Origin of the sequence: Streptomyces sp. MNU76 (assembly GCF_020982545.1) — a bacterium.
Taxonomy (GTDB): Bacteria; Actinomycetota; Actinomycetes; order Streptomycetales; family Streptomycetaceae; genus Streptomyces.
Genome location: NZ_JAJKLK010000006.1, coordinates 126,384 through 149,029 on the forward strand (window position 1 = coordinate 126,384; position 22,646 = coordinate 149,029).

At 70.1% G+C, this 22,646-nt stretch carries 13 protein-coding genes and 1 pseudogene; 6 read left to right on the top strand and 8 right to left on the bottom strand.

Translation table 11 applies throughout. From position 1 onward, the window contains the following. The first annotated feature begins 230 nt into the window (after positions 1–230). The gene (gene ccrA, locus E4N62_RS15810; protein ID WP_230215067.1) at positions 231–1,553 is read left to right on the top strand and encodes a crotonyl-CoA carboxylase/reductase; all 1,323 of its coding nucleotides are present in this window, start codon (positions 231–233) and stop codon (positions 1,551–1,553) included. Between the two features lie 30 nt (positions 1,554–1,583). Here ccrA and E4N62_RS15815 read toward each other — a convergent pair whose 3' ends face one another. Both E4N62_RS15815 and E4N62_RS15820 read right to left on the bottom strand, forming a co-directional pair. After that, positions 1,584–8,231, bottom strand: coding sequence for a type I polyketide synthase (locus E4N62_RS15815; RefSeq protein ID WP_230215069.1), 6,648 nt, complete (start codon positions 8,229–8,231; stop codon positions 1,584–1,586). After that, positions 8,228–10,009: a fatty acyl-AMP ligase gene (locus E4N62_RS15820; RefSeq protein ID WP_308185090.1), complete on the bottom strand. Its 1,782-nt coding sequence runs from the start codon at positions 10,007–10,009 to the stop codon at positions 8,228–8,230. Before E4N62_RS15820 ends, E4N62_RS15815 begins: the two co-directional genes overlap by 4 nt. A gap of 398 nt (positions 10,010–10,407) precedes the next feature. Between E4N62_RS15820 and E4N62_RS15825 the strand changes: the two genes are divergently transcribed. From E4N62_RS15825 to E4N62_RS15850, 5 genes and pseudogenes are all read left to right on the top strand, one after another. Then, complete coding sequence (locus E4N62_RS15825; protein ID WP_230215072.1) at positions 10,408–11,808, top strand: MFS transporter; 1,401 nt, start codon at positions 10,408–10,410, stop codon at positions 11,806–11,808. Positions 11,809–12,724: 916 nt separating this feature from the next. Further along, positions 12,725–13,660: pseudogene (locus tag E4N62_RS15835) on the top strand (IS481 family transposase); the annotation flags it as partial. Positions 13,661–14,400: 740 nt separating this feature from the next. Continuing rightward, positions 14,401–15,687: an ice-binding family protein gene (locus E4N62_RS15840; RefSeq protein ID WP_230215073.1), complete on the top strand. Its 1,287-nt coding sequence runs from the start codon at positions 14,401–14,403 to the stop codon at positions 15,685–15,687. A gap of 286 nt (positions 15,688–15,973) precedes the next feature. Beyond that, positions 15,974–16,561 (top strand): DUF5819 family protein, encoded by a 588-nt coding sequence (locus tag E4N62_RS15845; RefSeq protein WP_308185092.1) that lies wholly within the window; start codon positions 15,974–15,976, stop codon positions 16,559–16,561. Next, positions 16,551–17,678, top strand: a complete 1,128-nt coding sequence (locus E4N62_RS15850) for an HTTM domain-containing protein (RefSeq protein WP_230215074.1) — start codon at positions 16,551–16,553, stop codon at positions 17,676–17,678. Before E4N62_RS15845 ends, E4N62_RS15850 begins: the two co-directional genes overlap by 11 nt. 583 nt (positions 17,679–18,261) lie before the next feature. Here E4N62_RS15850 and E4N62_RS15855 read toward each other — a convergent pair. From E4N62_RS15855 to E4N62_RS48680, 6 genes are all read right to left on the bottom strand, one after another. Then, positions 18,262–18,969 carry a cation transporter gene (locus E4N62_RS15855; protein WP_230215075.1) on the bottom strand — a complete coding sequence of 236 codons (708 nt, stop codon included), beginning with the start codon at positions 18,967–18,969 and terminating at the stop codon, positions 18,262–18,264. Next, complete coding sequence (locus E4N62_RS15860; protein ID WP_230215076.1) at positions 18,969–19,304, bottom strand: helix-turn-helix transcriptional regulator; 336 nt, start codon at positions 19,302–19,304, stop codon at positions 18,969–18,971. Before E4N62_RS15860 ends, E4N62_RS15855 begins: the two co-directional genes overlap by 1 nt. A 1,070-nt stretch (positions 19,305–20,374) precedes the next feature. After that, a complete protein-coding gene (locus E4N62_RS15865; RefSeq protein WP_230215077.1) occupies positions 20,375–20,545 on the bottom strand; it encodes a hypothetical protein in 171 nt (56 codons plus the stop codon). A 266-nt stretch (positions 20,546–20,811) separates the two neighbouring features. Further along, positions 20,812–21,405 carry an alkaline shock response membrane anchor protein AmaP gene (amaP, locus tag E4N62_RS15870; RefSeq protein WP_230215078.1) on the bottom strand — a complete coding sequence of 198 codons (594 nt, stop codon included), beginning with the start codon at positions 21,403–21,405 and terminating at the stop codon, positions 20,812–20,814. A 10-nt stretch (positions 21,406–21,415) separates the two neighbouring features. Beyond that, positions 21,416–22,177, bottom strand: coding sequence for a DUF6286 domain-containing protein (locus E4N62_RS15875; RefSeq protein ID WP_230215080.1), 762 nt, complete (start codon positions 22,175–22,177; stop codon positions 21,416–21,418). Then, positions 22,174–22,482 (bottom strand): hypothetical protein, encoded by a 309-nt coding sequence (locus E4N62_RS48680; RefSeq protein ID WP_308185094.1) that lies wholly within the window; start codon positions 22,480–22,482, stop codon positions 22,174–22,176. The genes E4N62_RS15875 and E4N62_RS48680 overlap by 4 nt, the downstream gene beginning before the upstream one ends. Between the last annotated feature and the right edge of the window lie 164 nt (positions 22,483–22,646).

Consider the following 22,646-nt stretch of genomic DNA (forward strand, 5'->3'; position numbering starts at 1 on the left):
AGCTCGAAACGAATGTGAATCATGTGAATGACGAGGAACCGAGCATGCCGAAATGCGCTTTTCATTACCAGCGGACACACCGTTCATGGCACTTTGATGTCACGGCGTCAGCTCCCCCGATCCGGCGGCAACCGCGGCGATCGCCCATACAGCAGAGCAGCAGTTGCGGGGCCCCAGGCCCGCGGTTCTCCTTGAACAGTCGTCAGACGTGAGCCAGATTGGATCCGAAAATGACATCACTCCTGTCCGAAGCAGTCATCGCGGGTGCGGACGCAGTGGATCTCGAGTCGCTTCCACTTCCCGATCACTTCCCGGCAGCCTCGGTGCGCGCCTGCGACATCGGCATGTTCGAAGGTGTCGAGGACAAGGACGTACGCAAGTCCCTGTTCGTCGGGGACGTGCCGATGCCCGAGCTCGCTCCGGACGAGGCTCTGATCGCCGTCATGGCGAGTGCGATCAACTACAACACGGTCTGGACGGCCATGTTCGAGCCGTTGCCCACCTTCCAGTTCCTCAAGGAGATGGGCAAGGCCGGGGGGTGGGAGGCGCGGCACGACCTGCCGTACCACACCGTCGGGTCCGACGCTGCGGGTGTGATCGTCCGTACGGGGTCGTCCGTGCGGAAGTGGAAGGTCGGTGACCACGTCTCGATCTCGCCGGCCTATGTCGACGAGCAGGACCCCGACACGCACCGCGACGGCATGCTCGGGCTCGGGCAGAAGGCGTGGGGGTTCGAGACGAACTTCGGCGGTCTGGCTCACTACGCTGTCGTTCGGGCGAGTCAGCTGATGCCGAAGCCTCCCGCTCTGACCTGGGAGGAAGCGGCGGTCAACCCCCTGTGTGCCAGTACGGCGTACCGCATGCTGGTCAGCGACCGCGGTGCCCAGATGAAGCAGGGCGACATCGTGCTGGTCTGGGGCGCGACCGGCGGGTTGGGCTCCTACGCCGTCCAACTGGTGCGCAACGGGGGCGGTATCCCGGTCGGCGTGGTGAATTCCGAGGAGAAGGCGCGACTGCTCAGGTCGCTGGGGTGCGACGCCGTCATCAACCGTCAGGAAGTTCTGGACGGCGACGACACGCTCCTGCAGCGTGCCGAGGGGTGGAAGAAGATGGGGAGGGCGATCCGCGAGGCGGTCGGCGAGGACCCGCACATCGTTTTCGAGCACGTCGGCGCGAGCACCTTCCCGGCGTCCGTGTTCCTGGTCAGGCGGGGCGGGACGGTAGTCACCTGCGGATCCAGTTCCGGCTTCCAGCACACGTACGACAACCGGTACCTGTGGATGCGGCTGAAGCGGATCATCGGCAGTCACGGAGCGAACCTGCACGAGCAGTGCGAGGTCAACCGGCTCATCACGATGGGCCGTGTGGTTCCCGCCCTGTCGACGACGTATCCCCTGGCGGAGGTCGGGGATGCGGCCCGCTCCGTCCAGACCAACCAGCACATCGGCAAGGTCGGTGTGCTGTGTCTGGCTCCGCGTCCCGGGCTCGGCGTCACCGACCCGCAGGCCCGGGCCCGGGTGGGTGAGGAGCGGCTGCGCCTGTTCCGCAGGTGAGCCCCACGGAACAGGCACGGCGCGGGCCGATCAGCGGGGTGGCCACCCCAGGGCACGGGTGACGTGCCGCGCGATGGTCTCGACGTGGGGCGGATCGATGACGGACAGGTGGTCGCCCTCGACCGGGACGATCTCGAGCGACGGGCACAGGGGCGCCCATCCCAGGTCGGCGTTCTGCCGGAGGTAGCGCGGGTCCAGCGCGGTGGTGAGCTGCTGCGGCTGCTGGGCACGGTAGAGCACCACGTGGCCGTCGTAGGGACGGGGCACGTATCGCTCGCCGACGCGGGCATCGACGTACGAGGTCCGTTGGTGCTCCATGATCCCCGGGCTCATGTCGAGGCCGGCGTCGGCGACCAGACGCATGATCACGTCGATCTGCTGGTCCTCCGGGGTGGCCGCCAGCTCCTCGTGGGGCAGGTCGAGGCGGTGGCCGTACATCTCCTCGATGTACTCGGCGAAACGGCCGAACCGTTCGAGCAGGAACTCCGGTGTCTCCCGGTGCGCCAGAGCGGCGGGCAGGATGGTGTCGACGAGCCCGACGAAGCCGACGCCCTGTCCTTCTTGCCTCAGTTGACGAGCCACTTCGTAGGCGAGACATCCTCCGAAGGACCAGCCGAGCAGGTGGTAGGGCCCTTCCGGCCGGATATCCCGGATGAGCGTGCGGTAGTGGGCCGCCTTGTCCTCCATGGTGCTCAGTGCGTCGACGCGCTCCAGCCCGTACACGGGCTGTTCGGCCGGCAGCAGTCCCGTCAGCGGCAGGTAGACCGAGGTCGGCCCGCCGGCGGGGTGGAAGGTGAAGAGCGGGGGCCGCGGCGACCCTGCGGGGGCAGGGCGCAGGGTGGTGACTGCGGACGGGCCGGTTCGGTTGACCACCGGCCGGATCAGTTCGGCGACGCCGACGACCGTGCGGTGTGCGAGGACGGCGTCGGCCGTCAGGACCGGCGGCTCGGTGTCGTCGCCAAGGCGCCGGCGGATGGCGTCCGCCAGGGCTGCGGCGGCGGGACGGTCCCCTCCGGCGGCGGTGAAGTCCTCACGGATGTCCTCGGGTCCGTGCCGCAGGACTTCGGCCCAGGCGCTCGCGACCAGTCTCTCCGAGGCGTCCCTGGGACCGAGGGAACTCGGCAGCGAGGGGGAGGGCTGTGCCTTCGACGTGCTGCCGGGCGCCGCCGCCTCGGAGCCGGCCTCCGGCCCTGCGGAGTCGAGGCCGAGTTGGTCCAGCACTGCGCTGCCGAGTTCGCGCAGGCAGGCACCCCGCAGCAGGAGGGGGGCGGACAGGTCGATGCCGAAGTCCTGGCGGATGGCGTTGCGGATCCGCACCGCCATCAGGGAGTCCAGTCCCAGTTCGGGCAGCGGCGTCGTCTCGCTGAGTTCGTGGGCGCCGAACCCCATGATGGCTGCCGTTCTGGCGACCAGACGCGCATACACGGTGTCCGGGGCGGAGCTGCCGAGTGATGCGATGCCGGCCGGACCGACCCAGTCGTCGGCGCCGAGTGCGCTGTCACCGAGAACCTCGGAGAAGAAGGGGATGGCGGACAGGCCGGGGAACGCGGCCAGCACGCGGTCCGCGTCGAGGGGGACGACACCGACGTGCGAGCGGTTGAAGGTCACGAGTTCCTGCAGGGCGTCCATACCCTCGCTCAGCCGGATGGGCTCCAGGGCCGACGCCGGGTTCCCGACCGCCGCACCGACGTTCTCCCAGGGGCCCCAGGCGATGGAGGTCGCCGGCAGGCCGGTGGCTCTGCGCTGGTGGGCGATGGCGTCGAGCCAGGCATTGGCAGCCGCGTAGGCGGACTGCCCCGGTGAGCCGACAAGTGCTGCGGCGGAGCTGTAGATCACCCACCAGTCCAGATCGTGGTCGGCGATGGCCGCCTCCAGGTTCCGGGCTCCGACGGTCTTCGGACGCAGCACCGTGTCGACGTCCGCCGGCTCCAGATCCGTGATCATGCGGTCGTGCAGGACACCGGCACAATGGGCGACACCACGCAGGGTGTGTCCCTCGGCGAGGGCGGCACGCACCAGACTCGGGGACACGTCCGGTTCCGCGATGTCTCCTTGGACGACGGCGACCGAGGTCCCCCGGGCCCGCAGGTCGGCCAGGACGGCCTGGGCCTCGTGTCCGGGAGCACGACGTCCGTTGAGGACGATGCGCCCGGCGCCCTGCTCGGCGAGTCGGCTCGCGGTCGCCAGGCCCAGCCCGGTCAGGCCACCGGTGATGATGTACGCGCCGTCGGGACGGGTGAAGGCCACCTCGGCGTTGCGCTGTGGGCTGAGGTCGGCGCGGGCGAGACGGGCGGTGAGGCGAGTGCCGGACCTCCAGGCGATCTCGTCGGCGTCGCCGCCCGCGAGGATTTCCTGGACGAGGCCGTCGACCGCGCCGGGCTGCTGGTCGATGTCCACCAGGGAGGCCCGCAGATGGGGGTGCTCGAGCGCCAGCACCCGGACGAGTCCACGCAGGCAGGCAAGATGCGGCGTACCGGGTTCCCCGGCCCCTGCCGCCTGTGCCAGCACGGTCGCCATCCACAGGCGCGGCGGGTGCCGGTGCGTGCCGCCGGCCAGACGGCGGGCCAGCCGTGCCGCCCCCCGCAGTGGCCGCATGTCGTCGTCGCGTTCGTGCTGCGGGAGGAACAGGACGACGGCGCTCGGGCCGTCCTGCGGACTCCCCAGCCAGGCGTCGAGTTCGGCGTCACAGGCGTCGTCCTGGGCATCGGTCGGCGTGACGTCGACACCCTCTGCTTCCAGGGCCGACTCGATCGAGGCCATGACGCTGCCCGCGGCGTCCGGTTCGTCGCTGATGAGCAGGACACGCTGCGGGCGGCCCGTCGGCAGGGGAGCGGTGGACTTCTCCCACTGGATGTCGTAGGTGAACGTGTCGAGGGACCGGGGCACGTCGCGCTGCTCGACGCGACGCGACCGGACGAACCGGGCGACGACCTCGCTCGTGGCGCCCAGGGCGCAGACATGCCACTGGCTGTCGTCCGTGTCCGCCGCCCCGGCGCCGTCGACGGCCGTGCAATGGATGTCGTAACCGGTGTCGAGGACACCCGGCCCTTTGATGCGCAGGGCCCGTACGCCGACTGGGACGATACGCGTGGTGACCCGGCCGGTTCGGTCGCCGCCCGGTGGCGTGTCCGCGGCCCCCAGCTCATCCAGCATGGCGGTCAGCAGGCGTGCGTAGGACGGACGGTGCGGGTGGAGCGGGTTCTCGGGAGCGAAACGTCGCACGAGGGCCGGGGCCCGTGCCGCGTCGTGAGGCTCGCCCCGGGGTTCGGGATCGCGGGTGATGCGGGCCGAGGCGTAGCAGCGCCAGGTGGTGCCTGCGCCGCGGGCGTGGAGGGTGACGGTTCCGTGGGTGCCCGAGACCGGTTCGTACACCGTGGTCAGGGGGGTACTGCTGGAGATGGCGAGCCAGTGGTGGATCTGCAGGTCCTCGATGCCGAGGTCGGTGATTCCTTCTCGGGCCCACAGGTCCAGGCCGGCTTCGATCACCAGCTCCGCGGCCTCGACGAGGGTCAGCACCGCTCTGCCGTGGACCGTGCTCCGGGTGCCGTGCCGACGCGTGCCGACGTCTCCCCGCCACAGCACGGCGCCGGTCCTCGGATCGTCGACGCGCACGCCCAGCAGGAGGTGGCCGTCGGCTCCGGTCGAGGGCGCGGGGCGGGGGAACCAGAACCGTTCGTGACGCCAGGCGGGGGTCGGCAGTGCGGTGCGCGCACCGGCGGGCCACAGCCCGGGGTCCACCGTGACGCCGGCAAGGTGCAGCCTGGCCAGCGCGGCACGTACCTGGACGGTGTCGTCGGCGTTCTTGTGCAGGGTCGGGACGACCAGGGCCCGGTCACCCGCCGCGGTCGCGTCGAGGGTCTCGGTGAGCGGGACGACGGCGATGGGGTGGGGGGAGATCTCCAGGAACAGGGTGTGGCCGTCCTCGGCCGCCGCGGTCACCGCCTGTTGCAGGCGCACCGGGCAGCGAACGTTGGCGCACCAGTAGTCGGCGTCGGCTGCCGTGACCGCGCGGGGATCGTCGAGGACCGTGCTGTACCAGGGCGTGGTGGGTGTGCGCGGGCGCAGGGCAGCAAGATCTTCGCGCAGTGGCGCCAGGACCGGGTCGACCGCAGCCGAGTGCCCGGCTCCGCCGACCTCCAGCAGCCGGGCGAGATGGCCCTGCTCGGTCAGCTCGTCCACCAGGTCGCGCACCACCTGCGTCGGTCCGGCCACCGTGCAGCGCTGGGGCGAGGAGTGGACGGCGACCTCGACCCCGGGAAAGCGGCCGAGTACGTCCGCCCGGGACTGTGCGGGCATCTCGATCGCGGCCATCGCACCTGCGTGTGCGGCGTCGATGGTCAAGAGGTGGGCCGATCGGCGGACGATGACGCGCAGTCCGTCGTCGGCATCGAGAGCGCCGGCGACCACGGCGGCCGTGACCTCGCCCATCGAGTGGCCGACGACGGCGGCGGGCTCCACGCCGTAAGCCTGCATGGTGCGTGCCAGGGCCAGCTGGATTCCGAAGAGCAGCGGCTGGATCCGGTCCACTGTCCAGCCGGAATCGGACGTGAGCATGTCGGTCAGCGACGAGCCGGCTTCCGCGAGGAAGACCGGATCGAGTGCGGACACCTGGGCGGCGAAATGGGGGTCGCCGGTCAGCAGGCGCCGCCCCATGCCCTCCCACTGCGAGCCGTAACCGGAGAAGACGAAGACCGGTCGGCTCGCGGTGAACGACTGTGCCGCCGTGGCGTCGGTGCACGCTGGGACCACGCCGGGAACTGTCTCCCCGCGGGCCAGCGCGGCGAGTCCGGCAGCCGCCTCGGGGCGGGTCCGCGCGACGACGGCGGCGCAGGACGGACCACGGCGGTACGAGGCGAGGGTGTGGGCGATGTCGGTGAGCGCGGGCGCGTCGTCGGCGCCCACCCACCGCGACAGACTCGCGGCCACGTCCGCGAGCCGGTCGGAGGAACGGGCGGACACCACCAGGATGTGCGGGTGGTCGCCCTCTTCGCCGTCGGTCGCCGGAGGCCGCCCGGGACCCGGGGCGGTCGGTGGCGCCTGTTCGAGGACGGCGTGGGCGTTCGTACCGCCGAACCCGAAGGCGGACACCCCGGCGCGTCCGGGACGGTGCCCGGAGGTGGGCCATGCCGTCGGTTCGGTGACCACGCGCAGGCCCAGCTCGGTGAAGTCGATGTGGGGGTTGGGGCTGTGGAAGTGCAGGCTGGCCGGGATACGGCCGTGGTGCAGGGCCAGTGCGGTCTTGATCAGGCCGATGATGCCGGCTGCGCCTTCGAGGTGGCCCAGGTTGCTCTTGACCGATCCGACGAGCAGCGGCCGGCCGAGCTCTCTGCCGCGGCCGACGACCGCTCCGAGGGCTGCTGCCTCGATGGGGTCTCCCAGCAGGGTGCCCGTCCCGTGCGCTTCGACATAGTCGACGTCGGCCGCGTCGATCCGTGCGTCGCGCAGGGCGTCGCGGAGCAGCGCTTCCTGCGCCGCCGGGTTGGGTGCCATGAGGCCCGCCGACCGGCCGTCCTGGTTCACGGCGGTGCCCTTGATGACGGCGAGCACCCTGTCGCCGTCACGCTGGGCGTCGGCGAGCCGCTTGAGCACGACGACGCCACAGCCCTCACCCCGGGTGATTCCGTCCGCCGCGGCGTCGAAGGGCTTGCACCTGCCGTCCACGGCCAGCGCGCCAGCCTGTTCGAACGAGGACGTGACCGCCGGGGACAGGAGCACGTTGACTCCCGCCGCCAGTGCCGTGTCGCACTCCCCGCTGCGCAGGCTGCGGCAGGCCAGGTGCACGGCCACGAGGGACGACGAGCAGGCCGAGTCGGTGGTGAAGCTGGGCCCGTGGAGGTCGAGCAGATAGGACACGCGGTTGGCGGCGATGCTGCCAGCGGCTCCGGTGCTGGTCCACGGTGTCAGGCGTGAAGGGTCCGAGGTGGTCAGATGCCCGTACTCGAGCGAGCTCAGGCCGACGAAGACGCCGGTGGGGGTGGACCGGAGGGCATGGGCGGGTACTCCCGCGTGGTCCAGCGCCTCGCAAGTGACTTCGAGCAGCAGCCGCTGCTGGGGGTCCATGCCTTCGGCCTCGTGGGGCGTGATGCCGAAGAACTTCGCGTCGAATCCCTCGATGTCGTCGAGGAAGGCGCCCCACCGTGTGGTGGACTCCATCAGGGCGGTGACGTCGGGCGCCGTGCCGACGAAGTTGGGCCAGCGCACTTCGGGCACCTGGCCGACCGCGTCCGTTCCTGCCAGGAGCTGCTCCCAGAACGCGTCCGGCCCGTGCACGTTTCCCGGCAGGCGGCAGCCGATGCCGACGACGGCGACGGCTGTCGCTTCGCCGGACGTACGAGGCTGCTCGTCCGACTCCGCGGTGTCGGCGTCGTCGGCACCCGCCAGGGCGCTGGCCAGTTGTCCGATGGTGGGATGCTCCCACAGCAACGTGGCGGACAGTGGCCGGTCGAGCATCTTCTCCAGCTCGCCGGTCAGTCCGACGGCGTCGCGGGAGGTGAGGCCATACTCCGCCAGCGGGCGGGCGTCGTCGAGGTCTTCCGGGGAGATGCCGCTGATGTTCGAGACCAGTTGCACCAGCGCGTTCCGCAGTTCGGCCGCGCTCGACCCGGAGCGGCTGTCCGTAGTGAAGGTGACCGTCCGGCTGTCCTCGACCGGCTCCTGGTGTCCGCCTGACTGCCTCATGCGTTGCCGGTCTCCCTCTGTGCTTGCGTGTCGGAGCTCCAGGCACCCTGGAGGTACTGCTCACGGCAGGCGCCGCGGGAGACCTTCCCGCTGGTGGTGTGGGGCACGGTGCCCGGCGGGGAAAGGACGAAGTCATGGAGGGCGACGGCGTGACCGGCGGACACCGCGGCGCGGACGGCGCGGGCCGCCTCGTCCCGGACACCGTGGGGTTCCGCGAGGTCACGGGCGTGCTCGGCGACGACGACCAGGCGTTCTCCGTCGTCGGTGAGGACGGAGAACGCCGCGGTGTGATGGCGGCGGATCGCCGGGTGGGCGTTCTCGACGGTGTGCTCGATGTCCTGCGGATAGTGATTGGTGCCGTCGATGATCACGAGATCCTTGATGCGGCCGCTGATGTAGAGGTGTTCGCCGTACCGCAGTCCCAGATCGCCTGTGCGCAGCCAGTGACACGCCCGGTCGCCCGATTCGTCGCCGTGGAGGGTGGCTCGGAAGGTGGCTTCGCTCTGTTCCGGGCGTCCCCAGTAACCGCGCCCGACATTGGGTCCGCGCAGCCAGATCTCACCGACGCACCCGTCCTCCAGACGAACGCGGGTGACCGGGTCGACGATGGCCGCCTCCTGGCCGGTGGGCTGTCCGCAGCCGACCAGGCGGGTCACGGCCTGTGCCCCGGTGCCCTCGGCCGCACGGGCGGTACCGGCCGCCAGCGCGTCCCGGTCGAAGCAGGTGACAGTCGGTGCCTCCCCGGCCGGAGAGGCAGAGACGAACACGGTCGCCTCGGCCAACCCGTAGGACGGGCGCATGGCTGTGCGGACCGCGCCGATCGGGGCGAAGGCCTGCTGGAACCGTCGGAGCGTCTGCTCGGCAATGGGTTCGCTGCCGTTGACCATGGCAGCGACCGATCCCAGCGACAGCTCGCCGCGCTCCTCGTCGGTGACGCGGCGCGCACAGTAGTCGTAGGCGAAGTTGGGGGCGGCGGTGAGCGCTCCCGGGTACTGAGTCAGCAGCCGCAGCCACCTGACGGGCTGCTGGACGAAGGCCAGCGGGTCCATGAGCACGGAGTGGACGTGGCCGACGACAGGCAGCACGATCGCCAGGACGAGCCCCATGTCGTGGTACAGCGGAAGCCAGCCGACAGTGCAGTTGCGCCCGGAGCGGATGCCGTACGCCTCCAGGGCCTGGCGTGCGTTGGCGCACACGTTGGCGTGGGTGATCTCCACGCCGGACGGCATGCGGGTTGAGCCCGAGGTGTACTGCAGGTAGGCGCAGTCCTCGGGGCGCGGATGAGCGGTCTCCCCGCCCGTCGGTACGCCCCCTGGCACCGGCCCCGCGAGCAGGTCCCGCTCGGTGACCACGCGTACGCGGAGGCCGTCCTGGTTGGCGCAGAACTTCTCCGCCGTCTGAAGCGCATCGGGGCTGGTGAGGGCGAGCACCGGGTCGGCGTCGGCGAGCGCGGCGGCGAGCTTCTCCGCATGGCCGGGCAGGGACGGGGGAAAGAGGGGCACGGCGATCGCGCCGGCGCACGTGGCTGCGAGAAAGCCGACGACGTAGTCCAGGTTCTGCGGCCCCACGACGGCCACGCGCTCGCCCGCCGCTCCGGCGTGGCGCAGGGCCGTGGCGAAAGTACGTACCCGCTTCTCCAGCTGGCGCCACGTCAGACGGGACGGAACTCCGGCGCGGTCGGTACTGAAGTCCACGAAAGTAAAAGCTGTTTCATCGGGGGTTTGTGCTACGGCCTGAGCGAGATGGTCGCTGATCGTTTCTCTCACGGTTTTCAGCACTGAGTCACCGAACCTTCGTACCGGGCAAGGAATGGACTCTGCGGCCGTCAGCCCGTCAGGCGGATATGGAGACAGCCGTCGCCGCCCATCAACGCATCCAATGAATAGTGGCAGTGGTGAGAAAACAGCCAAACACAACGGCTTGCCGGGCTTCCAGCGACACGCCGAAGTCGCTGCCCGACCGGAGGAAGAGGGCTGATCCAGCGCGTCCTGACAGCGCGCCGAATACCGTCATCAGGTCCTCCGCGAGTCGCGCTCGATACGCCTGGAGGACAGCGTATGCAGGAAGGGTTTGAAACGTTACTGCCCATCAATACGCTCCCCCTCTGTTCAAGGCAGGCACCGTGAGTCGACTACGCGTCCTCGCCATTCTCATGGCCGTTATCCTGCCGTCATTCATGACGGCCCTGGACAATACCGTCGTCACTGTGGCACTGCCTCAGATCCGCGCCGAACTTGCTTTGGGTGACGCGGACTTGAAATGGGTGGCGGCCATTTACCCCCTGGCTCTCGCAAGCCTTCTCTTGCTGGGCGGGCATCTGGCCGACACCATCGGGCGGCGTTCGACGCTGATGCTCGGTGTCGCCTTCTTCACCGTCTCCTCGATCGGGTGCAGCCTGGCGACCTCAGGGGTGGCGCTGATCGCCTTCCGAGGACTCCAGGGAGCGGGCGGGTCGCTGATCCTGCCGGCCTCGCTGGCGGTCCTGTCACACGATCTTCCGCCGCGCGCACGCAGTGCCGCCTTCAGCGCCACCACTGCCGCACTGGCTTCGGCGCTGGCCTGCGGACCAGTTGTCTCCGGCGTCATGACACAGCACCTGGGCTGGGAGTCGGTGTTCGCCATGAACGCGCCGCTGGGATGCGCGAGTCTCCTCATCGGTTTCGTCGTCCCCCGGCACGCCCCCGCGGCCCGTTCTGCGCCGAAGTCATCGGCCACCCTCTCCCTCCGCGTCGTGGCGTTGGCCTGTTGCTTGCTGGCGGGCCTCGCCTACTGCCTGATCGAAGGACCCGAAAGGGGCGTTCTCAGCGTTCCCGTGGCCATGTCGGGTGCCATTGCCGTGGTCTCCGCCGTCGGCCTGTGGTACGAGCTGACACTGCGCCGGAATGCCGCGCTGCGGCTCCTCTTTCGGCAACGTCCCTTCATCGGCGGCATCATCACTCAACTGCTGTGGGGTCTGAGCGTGAGCGGAGTCTATTTCTTCACGTCCCAGTTTCTTCAGGACGGCCTTGGCCTTACCCCGACGTCAGCCGGACTGACGTTCATCCCCGTGGCGCTTTCCCTGCTCGTCGCCGCCCCTTTCATTGCCCGGACGGCACGCCGATGGGGGGACGGTCGGGTCTCCGCCGCGGGCCTGCTCCTGGTCGGCCTGGGGTTGTTGATGGTCGCTCTGGGAAGCGTTGGAGGGAGCCTCGTTCATATTCTGCCCGGACTCTCGATCATCGGCTTCGGCTCCGCACTGGCCGTTCCGCTGACCTCCCGTGCCCTGGAGTCTTCGCCCGACCGTTCTTCCGGCATTGCCGCCGGGCTGTTCAGCGCCGTCCGCGAGGCATCCGGGGTCGTCGGGATCGCCTTCGTAGGCGTGATGGTGTCGTACACGGAGCACGCCGCGGCCGCTGCTGGAGCCAAGGAGTCGGATGCCTTCCTCTCCGGCTACCAGGCCGGCCTGTGTCTGGCCTCCGCGCTGGTCGGGGCCGGGGCACCCGTCGCGTTGTGGGCGCTGCGACGCCGCAGGGACACGCCGAACGGCAGCAGGGAGCCGGCACCCTTTCCCGTGGACGCCTCGAAGCCCGAACCGTGAGTGGTCCCTCTCCCCAGGCCCGGGTTCTGCCGATATACGGCTCCGCCAGATGGGGCGCGGCCGACCACGACCCACCCGCACCCAGCCCACCGACCGTGCCCACTGGCAGTTTGAGGTTCCACCGCTGTGCGGGGTGGCTGACTAGCCTCGATCATTCGCGCGCCCAGCAGACTCGGAGGTCTTCGTGATGTAGCTGGCCTTGAGTCGTAAGCTCGTTGTCGCCCGCCGGTGGAAGTCCGGTCCGGGTAGCTGCCAGGAGGCCCGGTAGCAGACTGGCGGTGTCGGGGGGGGAAACGCCCGGCGTCGACCCCAGTGCCGAAAGCCCTGCAAGGGGGAGGTAGGTTCCCGCTCCGATGAACGGGTTCCTGTGGCCCACGGGCTGATCCTCCGTGTGCCCCGAAGCGGGTGCCGGACTCGATGGCCTGGGCGAGGACGGTGTGCGAGAGCCAGAAGCCGAACAGGGCGATCACGGCGGCGACCCACAGGCGGATGCCGAGGAACTTGATCGCGGCCCAGGCGATGACGCCCAGGACGAAGACGAGCGGCAGCTGCCGCTGGCGGCGGGTGTGGCACTGCTGCTCGTGTTCTACGCCGTCGAGCGCAAGGTGTCCGCGCCGCTGGTCCCTCTCAACGTGCTCGACAAGCGCTCCGTGGCCTGGGGCAACGTCGCCGGTCTGATCGCGTTCGTCACCGAGGACCTCGCTGGTCCTACTGCTGCCCCTCTACCTCCAGGAAGTGCTCGGCTTCTCCCCGCTGGCCGCCGGCCTGTCCTTCGGCGTGCTGGGCATCGGCACCGTTGTAGCTCCACGGCCCCGCGGGTCATCGGGAAGATCGGCAGCAAGCAAACGCTGGTCGTGGGCGGCCTCCTGCAGACCGTGTTCACCGTGGCCCTGCTCGGCCTCGGCGACGACCGCTCGTGGATGTGGCTGCTGCTGGTCGCCACCTTCGCCGGTGGAGTCGGAAAGACGGCTGGCCCGTGCGGCGGGCCGCGGAACGCTTCCAGGTCAGCCACACCACCGCCGCCCGCTGGGCCGGCCGCTACCGCTACTACGGCGCCCAGGCCATGCCCGACCGCTCCAGCCGCCCCCACCACAGCCCGCGCAAGACCCGCATCGACATCGAAGCCCAGGTCGTGCGGCTACGGCAGAAGCACCGCGTCGGCCCTGTGCGGCTGGCGGCCCGCACCGGCATCGCCGCCTCCACCGCCCACCGCATCCTGACCCGCCATGGTCTGCCCGCGCCGGCCGCCTGCGACCGGGCCACCGGCGAGCCCGTGCGCCGCTACGAACACGCCCGGCCCGGCGAACTGATCCACATCGACGTCAAGAAGCTCGGCCGCATCCCCGACGGCGGCGGCCACAAGGCCCTGGGCCGCGCGGCCGGCCGCAAGAACCAGACCCGCACCGGCCGCGGCTACCTCTACCTGCACACCGCCCTGGACGATCACTCCCGGCTGGCCCACACCGAAGACCTGCCCGACGAGAGAGCGGCCACCTGCGCCGGCTTCCTGGCCCGCGCCACCGCATGGTTCGCCGCCCAAGGCGTCACCGTCGCACGAGTGCTGACCGACAACGCCTGGGCCTACACCAAGAGCATCTGGCGCGACACCTGTCGTGACCTGGGCATCAGTCCTCGCTGGACCCGTCCCTGGCGGCCCCAGACCAACGGTAAGGTCGAACGCTTCCACCTCACTCTGCTCGACGAATGGGCCTACCACCGGCCCTACACCTCAGAGGCCGAACGCCAGGCAGCGTTTCCCGACTGGCTGGACTGGTACAACCACCACCGACCCCACACCGGCATCCGTGGCCAAACACCAGCCAGTCGCGTCACCAACCTGTCCGGACAACACATCGCGCCGGGAGCGCTGGTGTTCCGGCCCTTCGTCCTGATCGCGACATCGCATTCACGGAGAACCGGTTGCCGGTGCGGCGCACGAGGGGGCGGCCCTTCTCGCCCCCTCGTGCGGCCGGTGACCTGATCGGAACGGATGCCGACCTGGTCGGCGAACAGCACCTCACCGTTCTCGGCCTTCGCCGTCGCCCGGATCGGCGGCCATGTCTCCTCCAGCCAGGTCCGCACCGCCTCCGGGTTCCGCTCGACCGCACGCTTGTCGGGCCACTGGAACGCCTGCTCGCCCCCTGACAGCACCTGGTGCTCACGCACGCGCCGCCCACGTGGACGCCCGGTCAGTGCCTCACGCCCACCGGCCCTCCACCAGTGCGGCCACTGCCCGCAGCCGCAACGCTTCCTGCGCCGACGGCGACAACTACCGCGCGTCTCCCACCAGTTCACTCACGCAGCGTTCAACGACTCAGAACGCTCACCATTTCGGATCAATAGCGAACCCCGGAAATCACCCGCGAAGCAGAAAAATCAATTCCCGAACCCGCACCCTGGCCGGGCCACAGGGCCATTCGGCTCATTAATCATTTGTACAGCCATCACAGAGGGTTCTTCCATTTCGGCGATATCGCCCGGAGGCGCAACAAACCGGACTGCTTTTCTGCGTAATATGCCAGCCGCGGAATCAGGCGATTTTGCGCGGCCGAGAATCGCCAAGATCATCCCCTCAAAGGAGTTGTCCCCTCGATGACGCTGAATATCCATGACGCTCCCACGCGGCGCACGATGTCGGTGTGGATCACGGCGGTGACGGCTGTGGTGGTCGCTGCCGTCGTCCTCGCCCTGACGCCCACACGCGCGCACGCCATTGCCACCCCCGTGCCGATCGGTACGACGCTGGCCACTTACGGAGTACTGGGTGGTGCGACGGTCACCAACACCGGCCCCACGGTGGTCAATGGTCTCAACGTCGGTGTGAGCCCCGGTACGGCCATCACCGGGTTCCCGCCCGGCATTGTGACCCCGCCCGGGACTCTGCACGCTGCCGATGCCCACGCCGGCCAGGCCAAGGTCGAGCTGACCACGGCGTACAACCAGGCCGCCGGACAGTCGCTGGACCCCGTGGTGTACAACGACGCTCCCCACGAGTTCGGCGGCCAGGTGCTGACGCCGGGCCTCTACAGGGCGAACAGCAGCGCACAGATCACCGGCACACTCACCCTGGACGCCCAGGGCGACCCCAATGCCGTCTGGGTGTTCCAGATCGGTTCGACCCTGACGACGGCAGCCGAGAACAGCACGGTGAGCCTCGTCAACGGCGCCTCGCCGTGCAATGTGTTCTGGCAGGTGGGCAGTTCGGCCACGCTCGGTACCAACACCTCGTTCGTGGGCACCATCCTGGCCAACACCTCGATCAGCGCCACCACGGGGGCGACCATCAACGGCCGACTGCTTGCCGATGCGGGCGGTACCGGTGACGGCGCCGTGACGCTGGACACGAACAGGATCTTCCTGGGGCCGTGCGCTACCGGCGGGACCACGGGCGGGCTGGTCAGCGGCGGTCTGATCGCCGGGGCCACGACCGGTGACACGACCACGGGCACCACCACGGGCACGACGGGCAGCACCACCGTCGGCGCCATCGCCGGCGTCCCGACGGGCGGCGGAACCGGCGGCACCCCGGGTGGCCTCCTCGGCGGCGTCCTGACGTCGGGCGGCACCACGGGCGGATTGCTCGGCGGCCTTGTCGCCGGCACCACGACAAGCGGGACCACGGGCGCCACCATCGGAGGCGTCAACGGGGGCGGGAACGGCGGGCCCGGACACGACCACGGCGGGCAGCCGGGCAGGCCCGGTGGCCATGGGCACGGCGGGAACCCCGAGGAGCACGGCGGACACGACGAACACGGCGGGAAGCCCGACGAGCACGGCGGACACGACGAACACGGCGGGAAACCCGACGAGCATGGCGGACACGACGAACACGGCGGGAAGCCCGACGAAGGCGACCGCCACGTCGGCGCTCGTCGCTGAGTCGTACAGGCGTCCCTGAGGGGACGGACGGCGCCCGGCGTGCGGCGGATCGTTGTCGATTCCGCCGCACGCCGCCGCCGAAAGCTCGGGAGAAGCAGTGAGAGAAGCCGGGATCGAAAGGCCGGGTGAGGCCGTGCCGGATGGCGCTGCGTCGACGGATGCGGGCGTATCCGCGGACGAATTCACGCGGGAATCCACGCGGCAACCGACGGAAGAATCCCAGGAGAGACCCACGGAACAACCGAAGCCTCCGCCGGTCCTCCTGAGAGCGGCGACAAGTGCTGGCGTGTTCCTCTGCCTGACGACAGTCCTGGTCCATGTGCTCCTGGTGTTTCTGCACGTGGCGCCCCCGAATCCGCTCTCCCAGCAGTACAGCCGGCAGGTCAACGCGTGGGTCTTCCCGCTGTTCGAGCAGAACTGGCGACTCTTCGCCCCGGACCCGGAGTCCGTCAACCGGCAGATCTCAGCGAGGACCATGCACACCGCGCCGGACGGCACCGTGCAGATGAGCGGTTGGTTCGATCTGACCGCCGTGGACAGTTCCGCGGTGAAGCACAACGTCTTCCCGAGTCATACGGCGCAGAACATGCTGCGACGGGCCTGGAGTTCCTACCTCGAATACCACGGCGGCGACGACCGGCCGCGCTCGCAGCGGGCGTTGATGATTCAGCGGTACCTGACCAACATCGCCTCGGAGCGCGTCGCCGGGCGCCGTGGCGGGAGCTTCGAAGCCATCCAGCTACGGGTGGTCACCGTGCCCATCGCCGCGCCCGCCCCCGTGGGCGGCACGGGCGTGGCTGCAGTCGCGCCAGGAACGGCCGACACGCGATATCTGCCCTGGTGGAAGGTGAAGGCGGGCGCCCATGGAAACTGAGCTGGTACCCGCACGGCCCCCTCGTACCTCCGAGGGGGCCGGGGCGGGCGCGCCGCACCGCGCACCCGACCGTGTTCATACGGCCCTCGGCGTCCTGACCGAGGTGCCGGTCTCCCTGTACGCCGCGGCGGTCCTGCGCATCGGATACGGGCTGCTCTACCTCACATTCCTGTTGCGCGAGTTTCCGCACCGCGACGAGATCTGGGGTCCTGGATCACCGTGGACGCCGGAGCTGGCAAGGCAGCTGTTCGACCAGACGGGATGGGTCAGCATCCTCACCCTGTCCGACAGCCGGGCCTACTTCGAGGCCTGTTACGCGCTGGCCCTCGCCGCGTCGGCACTGTTCGCCCTCGGCTGGCGGACCCGAGCGGTGTCCGTGCTGTTCGCGGTCGTGGTCGCGTCGTTCCACGGCAGGGCGATCTTCATGACCGACGGCGGAGACAACCTCATCCTCCTCATGGCCGTCTACCTCGTCCTCACCGCATGCGGCCGTCGGTGGTCCCTGGACGCACGCAGAACCCGGCTTCGGGCGTGCGCGCGTGCTGAGGCGCGCCTGCCTGTGGACCGGGTGGCGGGCGGGCTCGGGCATCACCTCCGCGCTTCCCGGCGGACCCTGACCGCCGTGCTGCACAACTGCGGGATGTTCGTCATCGCGGCCCAGGTGTGCTTCCTCTACGGATCCGCGGGTCTGTACAAGGTGCAGGGCGGATCCTGGGGCAACGGGACCGCCCTCCACTACGTCCTGAACCTCGACCTGTTCCGGCCCTGGCCCGAACTCTCCCTCATGGCGGACGAGCACGACCTGCTGATCGCCCTCGCCTGCTACCTGACAGTACTGTTGCAGGTCGCCTTCCCGTTCGTCCTGTTCGGGCGCCTCAAGTACCCGGTCCTGACCATGCTGTTGGGCATGCACCTGGGTATCGCGGTACTCATGGGACTGCCCCTCTTCTCCGGCGCGATGATCATCGCCGACGCCGTCTTCCTGCCGGACCGCTTCTACCGGGCTCTGGGGCGGCTGTGGCGACGCACCGCGCGAGGGCCAGGTTCCGGAAGAACGGCGGACGCGCCACGGACACCCCGCGCACGGGTACCCGCGCAGAGCGAACCGGTTGGCTGAGGGCCACGCCCTACCGCGTCCCGGCCAAGGGCGAGGAGGGCCTCCCGGACGGTGGCGACTCCCTGTCCGGGCCGGCTCTCCTCCGTGTGCTCCTGCAGTGGCGCCCTTCCGGCCCGCGCCTGCTTCCAGGGCTCGGCAGTTCCTGGCCACTGAGCATGGCTCCCGACGCCTCCGATCGGACGCGGTGCCCACAGCGTGCCCGTAAGACCGGTCAACCACGGTCGACAGCGGTGCGACCCTGCACCTCGGGGCACCACACCAGGAGATGTATGCCCAGGTCAGGAGCCATCCAGCCGTCCAAGCGCCGTCGCTTCCCAAGCTGAGAGCGCGACTTCGATTCTCGTCACCCGCTCCATGATGAAACACCAGGTCAGCGGCCTGGGGTTTGTTTGCCGTCTAGACCATTTCAGGCTTTCCGCGCCCTCCGCGTGCCCTAACTCGCGCGAATGCGCTCATCGAACGACCATTGGGGCCATTCACTGACAACCCATCAGCGATTTGTCTCGAATATCGAGACACCTTTTCCGTGACCTGCGCCGTCTATTTCGCCGGGGTCATGAAATCGCATGCGCAAAGCGGCAGTTCACGCGGAACAGCAACCGCAGTCGTTCTGCGCCGGCGATACGGCAGCGGCATCGCCGAAGCGGGGCGGGGCCACAGGGGCGCAACAGCCCCTTCCCTGCCAAGCGTCGCGGCCTTCCTTCGCGGCGATGGCAGCGATGACGAGCGCGGCGATGGGGTCGGCCCAGGACCAGCCGAGGGCGGCGTTGAGGAGCAGGCCGATCAGGAGCACGGCCGAGAGGTAGGTGCACAGCAGGGTCTGCTTGGAGTCGGCGACCGCGCTGGCGGAGCCGAGTTCGCGGCCCGAGCGGCGCTGGGCAGCGGACAGGAAGGGCATGACCGCGAGGGAGAGTGCGGCGAGCACGATGCCGGGGACGGAGCGCTCCGCCTCGCCGGTGCCGGTCAGCGCGCGGACGGCGTCGGCGGTGACGTAGGCGGCGAGCACGAAGAAGGACAGCGCGATGATCCGCAGGGTGGTCTTCTCCCGGGCCTCCCGTACGGCGTGCTCGCGGGCGGAGAACTGCCAGGCGACCGCGGCGGCCGAGGAGACCTCGATGATCGAGTCCAGGCCGAAGCCGATCAGGGCGGTGGAGGAGGCGAGCGTGCCGGCGGCGAGGGCCGCGACCGCCTCGACGACGTTGTAGGTGATGGTCACGGCGACCAGCAGGCGTATCCGGCGGGCGAGTGCCTCGCGGCGGGCCGGGGACGGGCCGAGGGATATCGCCGTCATCAGCAGCAGCCCTTCTCGTCGGCGTCCTCGCAGATACGGTCGGCGGCCACGGCCACCACGGCGGCACGCAGGTCGTCCAGGGCGTGCCCGAGGCGTTCATCGGCCAGCTCGTAGCGGGTGCGGCGGCCGTCGGGCACGGTGACGACCAGGCCGCAGTCGCGCAGGCAGGCGAGGTGGTTGGAGAGTCGGGTGCGGGAGACGCCGAGGGTGTCGGCAAGGTCGGCGGGGTAGGCCGGGGCCTCGCGCAGGGCGAGCAGGATGCGGCAGCGAATCGGATCGGCCAGCGCGCGGCCGAATCGGGCGAGTACGTCGATGTCCGTGGCAACAGTCAGCACGCGAATGACCATACATAGAATCCTGAATTCAAGGAATCGTGGATCGTGGTACGCGGGAGGGCTACAGCCGGGCCAGGGTCTGTCCAGCCAACGGCTCTGGCCGCCGGGGCGGGGCGGGTGATTGGACATGGCACCGCCACGTCCCGGGTCCGGGCCGAGACCACCACCGCGTCGCCGCCATCCGCCACGTCCTCGACGACCAGCGCCGAAAGTCCCGAAAACACCGCCCCTACAAGGGAGTTGATATCCACCACAAGATCATGATCAAGGGCGGCTACTCGGCGTCACCACCGACTACGGGCCAGAGCCGAAGACACGACCACCGTACAGACCCGCACCTGTATCGGCGGCTGACCCACCAGGGGCCGGGCGACATCCGACGCGCCCGGCCCGGCGTCCGGGTCGCGCCGGTGGTTGCGCTCGATGTCGGCCCCACTCGCGGATCGGCAAGCCGGTCGCCATCACGGTCGCCGCCGTCGCCAAGCTGTGCCCCGGTGAGGTCGAGCCAATCCTGGGCATCGGACTTGGTCACGAACGTCTCCGGGGCGGTGTACCGCTGTCCGTCCGCGCCGATACAGCATGCAGGATGGAAGCTTGCGCGTCGTGCCGAACTCTCAGGGCAGCCGAGTTTGGCGTGCCGGACGCGGCGCTCCGCGATCAGTCAGCGGACGAAACGCTCGCCCACTGGAGCGGCAGGAGGGGCTGCGCCTCCGCCCGCCCACGGGCACGGCCCCCCGGATCGAAGAAGCCGTCGCACACGTCACCAGAACCCTCGGCGGCGCTCTGTCGTGCGGCGTGGCCGTCCGGTGGCGGCCCTCCCCGTACGAGCCGGAAGCGATCGCCGCGAAACGCCGAATGCCCGAAATGCGCACCAGATGTAGCATGAAAGCGGGTCGGCACAACTCACGTGCGACCGGCCCGGAAGGGCGACCCCGGTGTGCATACGCCGGGGTCGTTGGCGCTTCATGGCCGAGCGGGACTTCGTGGTCGTCGCACCGTTCGAGGTCCGCCATGACGTGCCGAGCGGGTCGGGCCCGGACTGGTCCTGGGCGGCCGGGGACCGGAGCCGGTCAGCGCGCCGTATGCCGGGGGGAGCGCCGGATGGAGCGGGCCACCAGGTAGACCAGATCGGCGACGAGAAGCAGTACGCCGACGGACATCAGGTAGAGCGCACCGTCGATGGTCGCGCCGATGACGACCAGAGCGATTCCGGCGATGAGCAGGGTCGGGAAGAGGACCATGACGGGACGCCTCCTGGGCGGAATCACGGGATCTGCGCGGTCTCCCGGCTCCGGAGGGACCTGAGAACCCTGGGTTCGGTGGGGCACATCGGTGATGGTCACGACGAAAGATGGCCGGCGCCCCGCGAGCACGCCGATCGCGAGGCGGGTGCGCCAGGCAGCGTGCGATTCGTTCGGTCCGCCGCATGCCAGGGCGTTCGGCTCCGGGAGTCCTGGACGCCTCGCCGCCGACGGCCCCGTGCGACTTTAGGCCCAGGGGGCGGTACTCAGGCGGTACGTCGGGCGCGGTGGCGGACTTCCCGGAGTCGGACCTTCGAGGGGAGGCGGTCCAGGCCGGCCGAGTCCCGTGCGTCTGCGAGCGTTTCCCGGCTCAGTCGCCCCAGGGTCAGCGCTGGATCGGCGTGGGACTCCAGCATCAGCCGTACGCGTGCGGTGGGAGCGGTACGTCGGCCCGCCAGCCGTACATGGGCCCGTGAGACCCCGTCCAGGGCTTGCGCCTCCTCCTCGATGACGTCCTCCAGGGTGCGGCCGTTGAGCCGGGACGCCTCGCCGTCCTCGCTGTCGACGAGGACCTGGCCCAGGCGGTGTCCGCGTTGTGCGAGGAGCCACCACAGCAGCAGGACCAGCAGCACGGCGAGCGCCGCGATGACGGTCGGCCACCACCAGCCCTCCTCCCGCCACCGGGTGCGCCCCTCGACGCCCAGCACCACGTCGCCCGGCCCGCGGAAGGGCCACCAGCCCGGCGTTCCGAAGTCCCAGTGGCGCTGCAGGTCAAGCCCGCCCAGCAGTACGCCGCCGCCCAGGGCGAACAGTCCGAGGCCGAGAAGCCCCAGCAGCACCCGGTTCACCGTCTTGAGCATCAGGATCGCCTCAGTCCTTCTTCGGGCGCCGAACGCGCACGGTCAGCATGGGGCGCCGGGCGAGACGCAAGGACGTCATGGTTTCCCCGAGGGTGGCTTCCAGGTCTCTGCGGACCTCCCCGAGTTCACGGAAATGTGCCCGCGCCCGGGCCTTGACCTTGCGGCGGCCGACAGCGACCTGCACCGACCGGACACCGGGTACCCGCATGGCCCGGTCACGCAGAATCAGGGCGGCCGCGCGTCGGTCGAGTCCGGCGCGGACCTCCTCCGTCCGAGGGATACCGGTGGGCCTGCGCATGGGCAGCAGCCTGCGCAGCCCCGGCGTCACCGCCAGGAGGAAGAGCCACAGGCCGAGGGCCATCGCCACGGCGGCCCCGACGATCATCCAGGTGTCGTCCAGGGGCCGTGTGGCCAGTTCGTCGGCGAGGCGCCGTCGCCAGCTCATCGCGGTCCGGCCCGCCCGCACCGCGACCACGTCGTACAGGAGCAGCCCGACGGCCGCGGCGGACACCAGGGCCACCAGGGCGGCGGGCAGCCGCCGCGTCGACCAGAAGCGGCGCGGCGGCCGGCGGCCTGCTCCGTCCCCCGCAGCCGTCCCATCCGCGACTGCTCCGTCCCCCGCAGCCGTCACGTCCGCGCCCGTCTTCTCGTCCGGCCCCGGACTGCCGTCGGCGGACGGAGCCGTCGATCCGTCGGCAGGCGGAGCGGGCGGTCCGGAATCGGAGGGAGGGCCGCTGTCGCCGGTCGGCTGCCGCCAGGTGTTCGCGCTCATCTCACCCTCTCCAGGCCCGAGTGCCGCGCATGCACCGAGTGCAGCCTCTCGACCGACACCACCAGGTCGGACACCTCCATGCCGGCCCAGGTCCTGAGCCGCTCGGTGACCTCCCGGCGCACCGCGGCGCACTGTGCGCCGATGTCGGACGGATAGCCGAGTTCGACGGTGATGTGCACCTGTGCCCCGCCGAGCACCGCCTGCCGTCCGGCAGCGGGTTCCATGTCCCGCCCCTCGGTGTCCCGTCCCCGGGTGTCCCGTCCCCGGGTGTCCCGCTCCGGGGCCCGTCGCACGTATGCGGTCACGTGCGGTGTCCGGCGGTCGGATGGTACGTGGCCGGTCGACTCGGTGAACCGGCTCAGCGCCTCGCGCGCGACCCGGGCAGCGGTCTTCGCCACGACCCGGTCGGCGACGGTGATCGCGCCGCGCTCCCTGCGGGGGACGCCTGGACGCGGGCCTGCCTCACCGG

What these genes read in the sequence shown, in the direction of transcription:
- ccrA (WP_230215067.1), top strand. Translation starts at nt 231, where the DNA reads ATGACATCACTCCTGTCCGAAGCAGTCATCGCGGGTGCGGACGCAGTG.
- E4N62_RS15815 (WP_230215069.1), bottom strand. Translation starts at nt 8,231, where the DNA reads ATGAGGCAGTCAGGCGGACACCAGGAGCCGGTCGAGGACAGCCGGACG.
- E4N62_RS15825 (WP_230215072.1), top strand. Translation starts at nt 10,408, where the DNA reads ATGACGGCCCTGGACAATACCGTCGTCACTGTGGCACTGCCTCAGATC.
- E4N62_RS15840 (WP_230215073.1), top strand. Translation starts at nt 14,401, where the DNA reads ATGACGCTGAATATCCATGACGCTCCCACGCGGCGCACGATGTCGGTG.
- E4N62_RS15850 (WP_230215074.1), top strand. Translation starts at nt 16,551, where the DNA reads ATGGAAACTGAGCTGGTACCCGCACGGCCCCCTCGTACCTCCGAGGGG.
- E4N62_RS15855 (WP_230215075.1), bottom strand. Translation starts at nt 18,969, where the DNA reads ATGACGGCGATATCCCTCGGCCCGTCCCCGGCCCGCCGCGAGGCACTC.
- E4N62_RS15865 (WP_230215077.1), bottom strand. Translation starts at nt 20,545, where the DNA reads ATGGTCCTCTTCCCGACCCTGCTCATCGCCGGAATCGCTCTGGTCGTC.
- amaP (WP_230215078.1), bottom strand. Translation starts at nt 21,405, where the DNA reads ATGCTCAAGACGGTGAACCGGGTGCTGCTGGGGCTTCTCGGCCTCGGA.
- E4N62_RS15875 (WP_230215080.1), bottom strand. Translation starts at nt 22,177, where the DNA reads ATGAGCGCGAACACCTGGCGGCAGCCGACCGGCGACAGCGGCCCTCCC.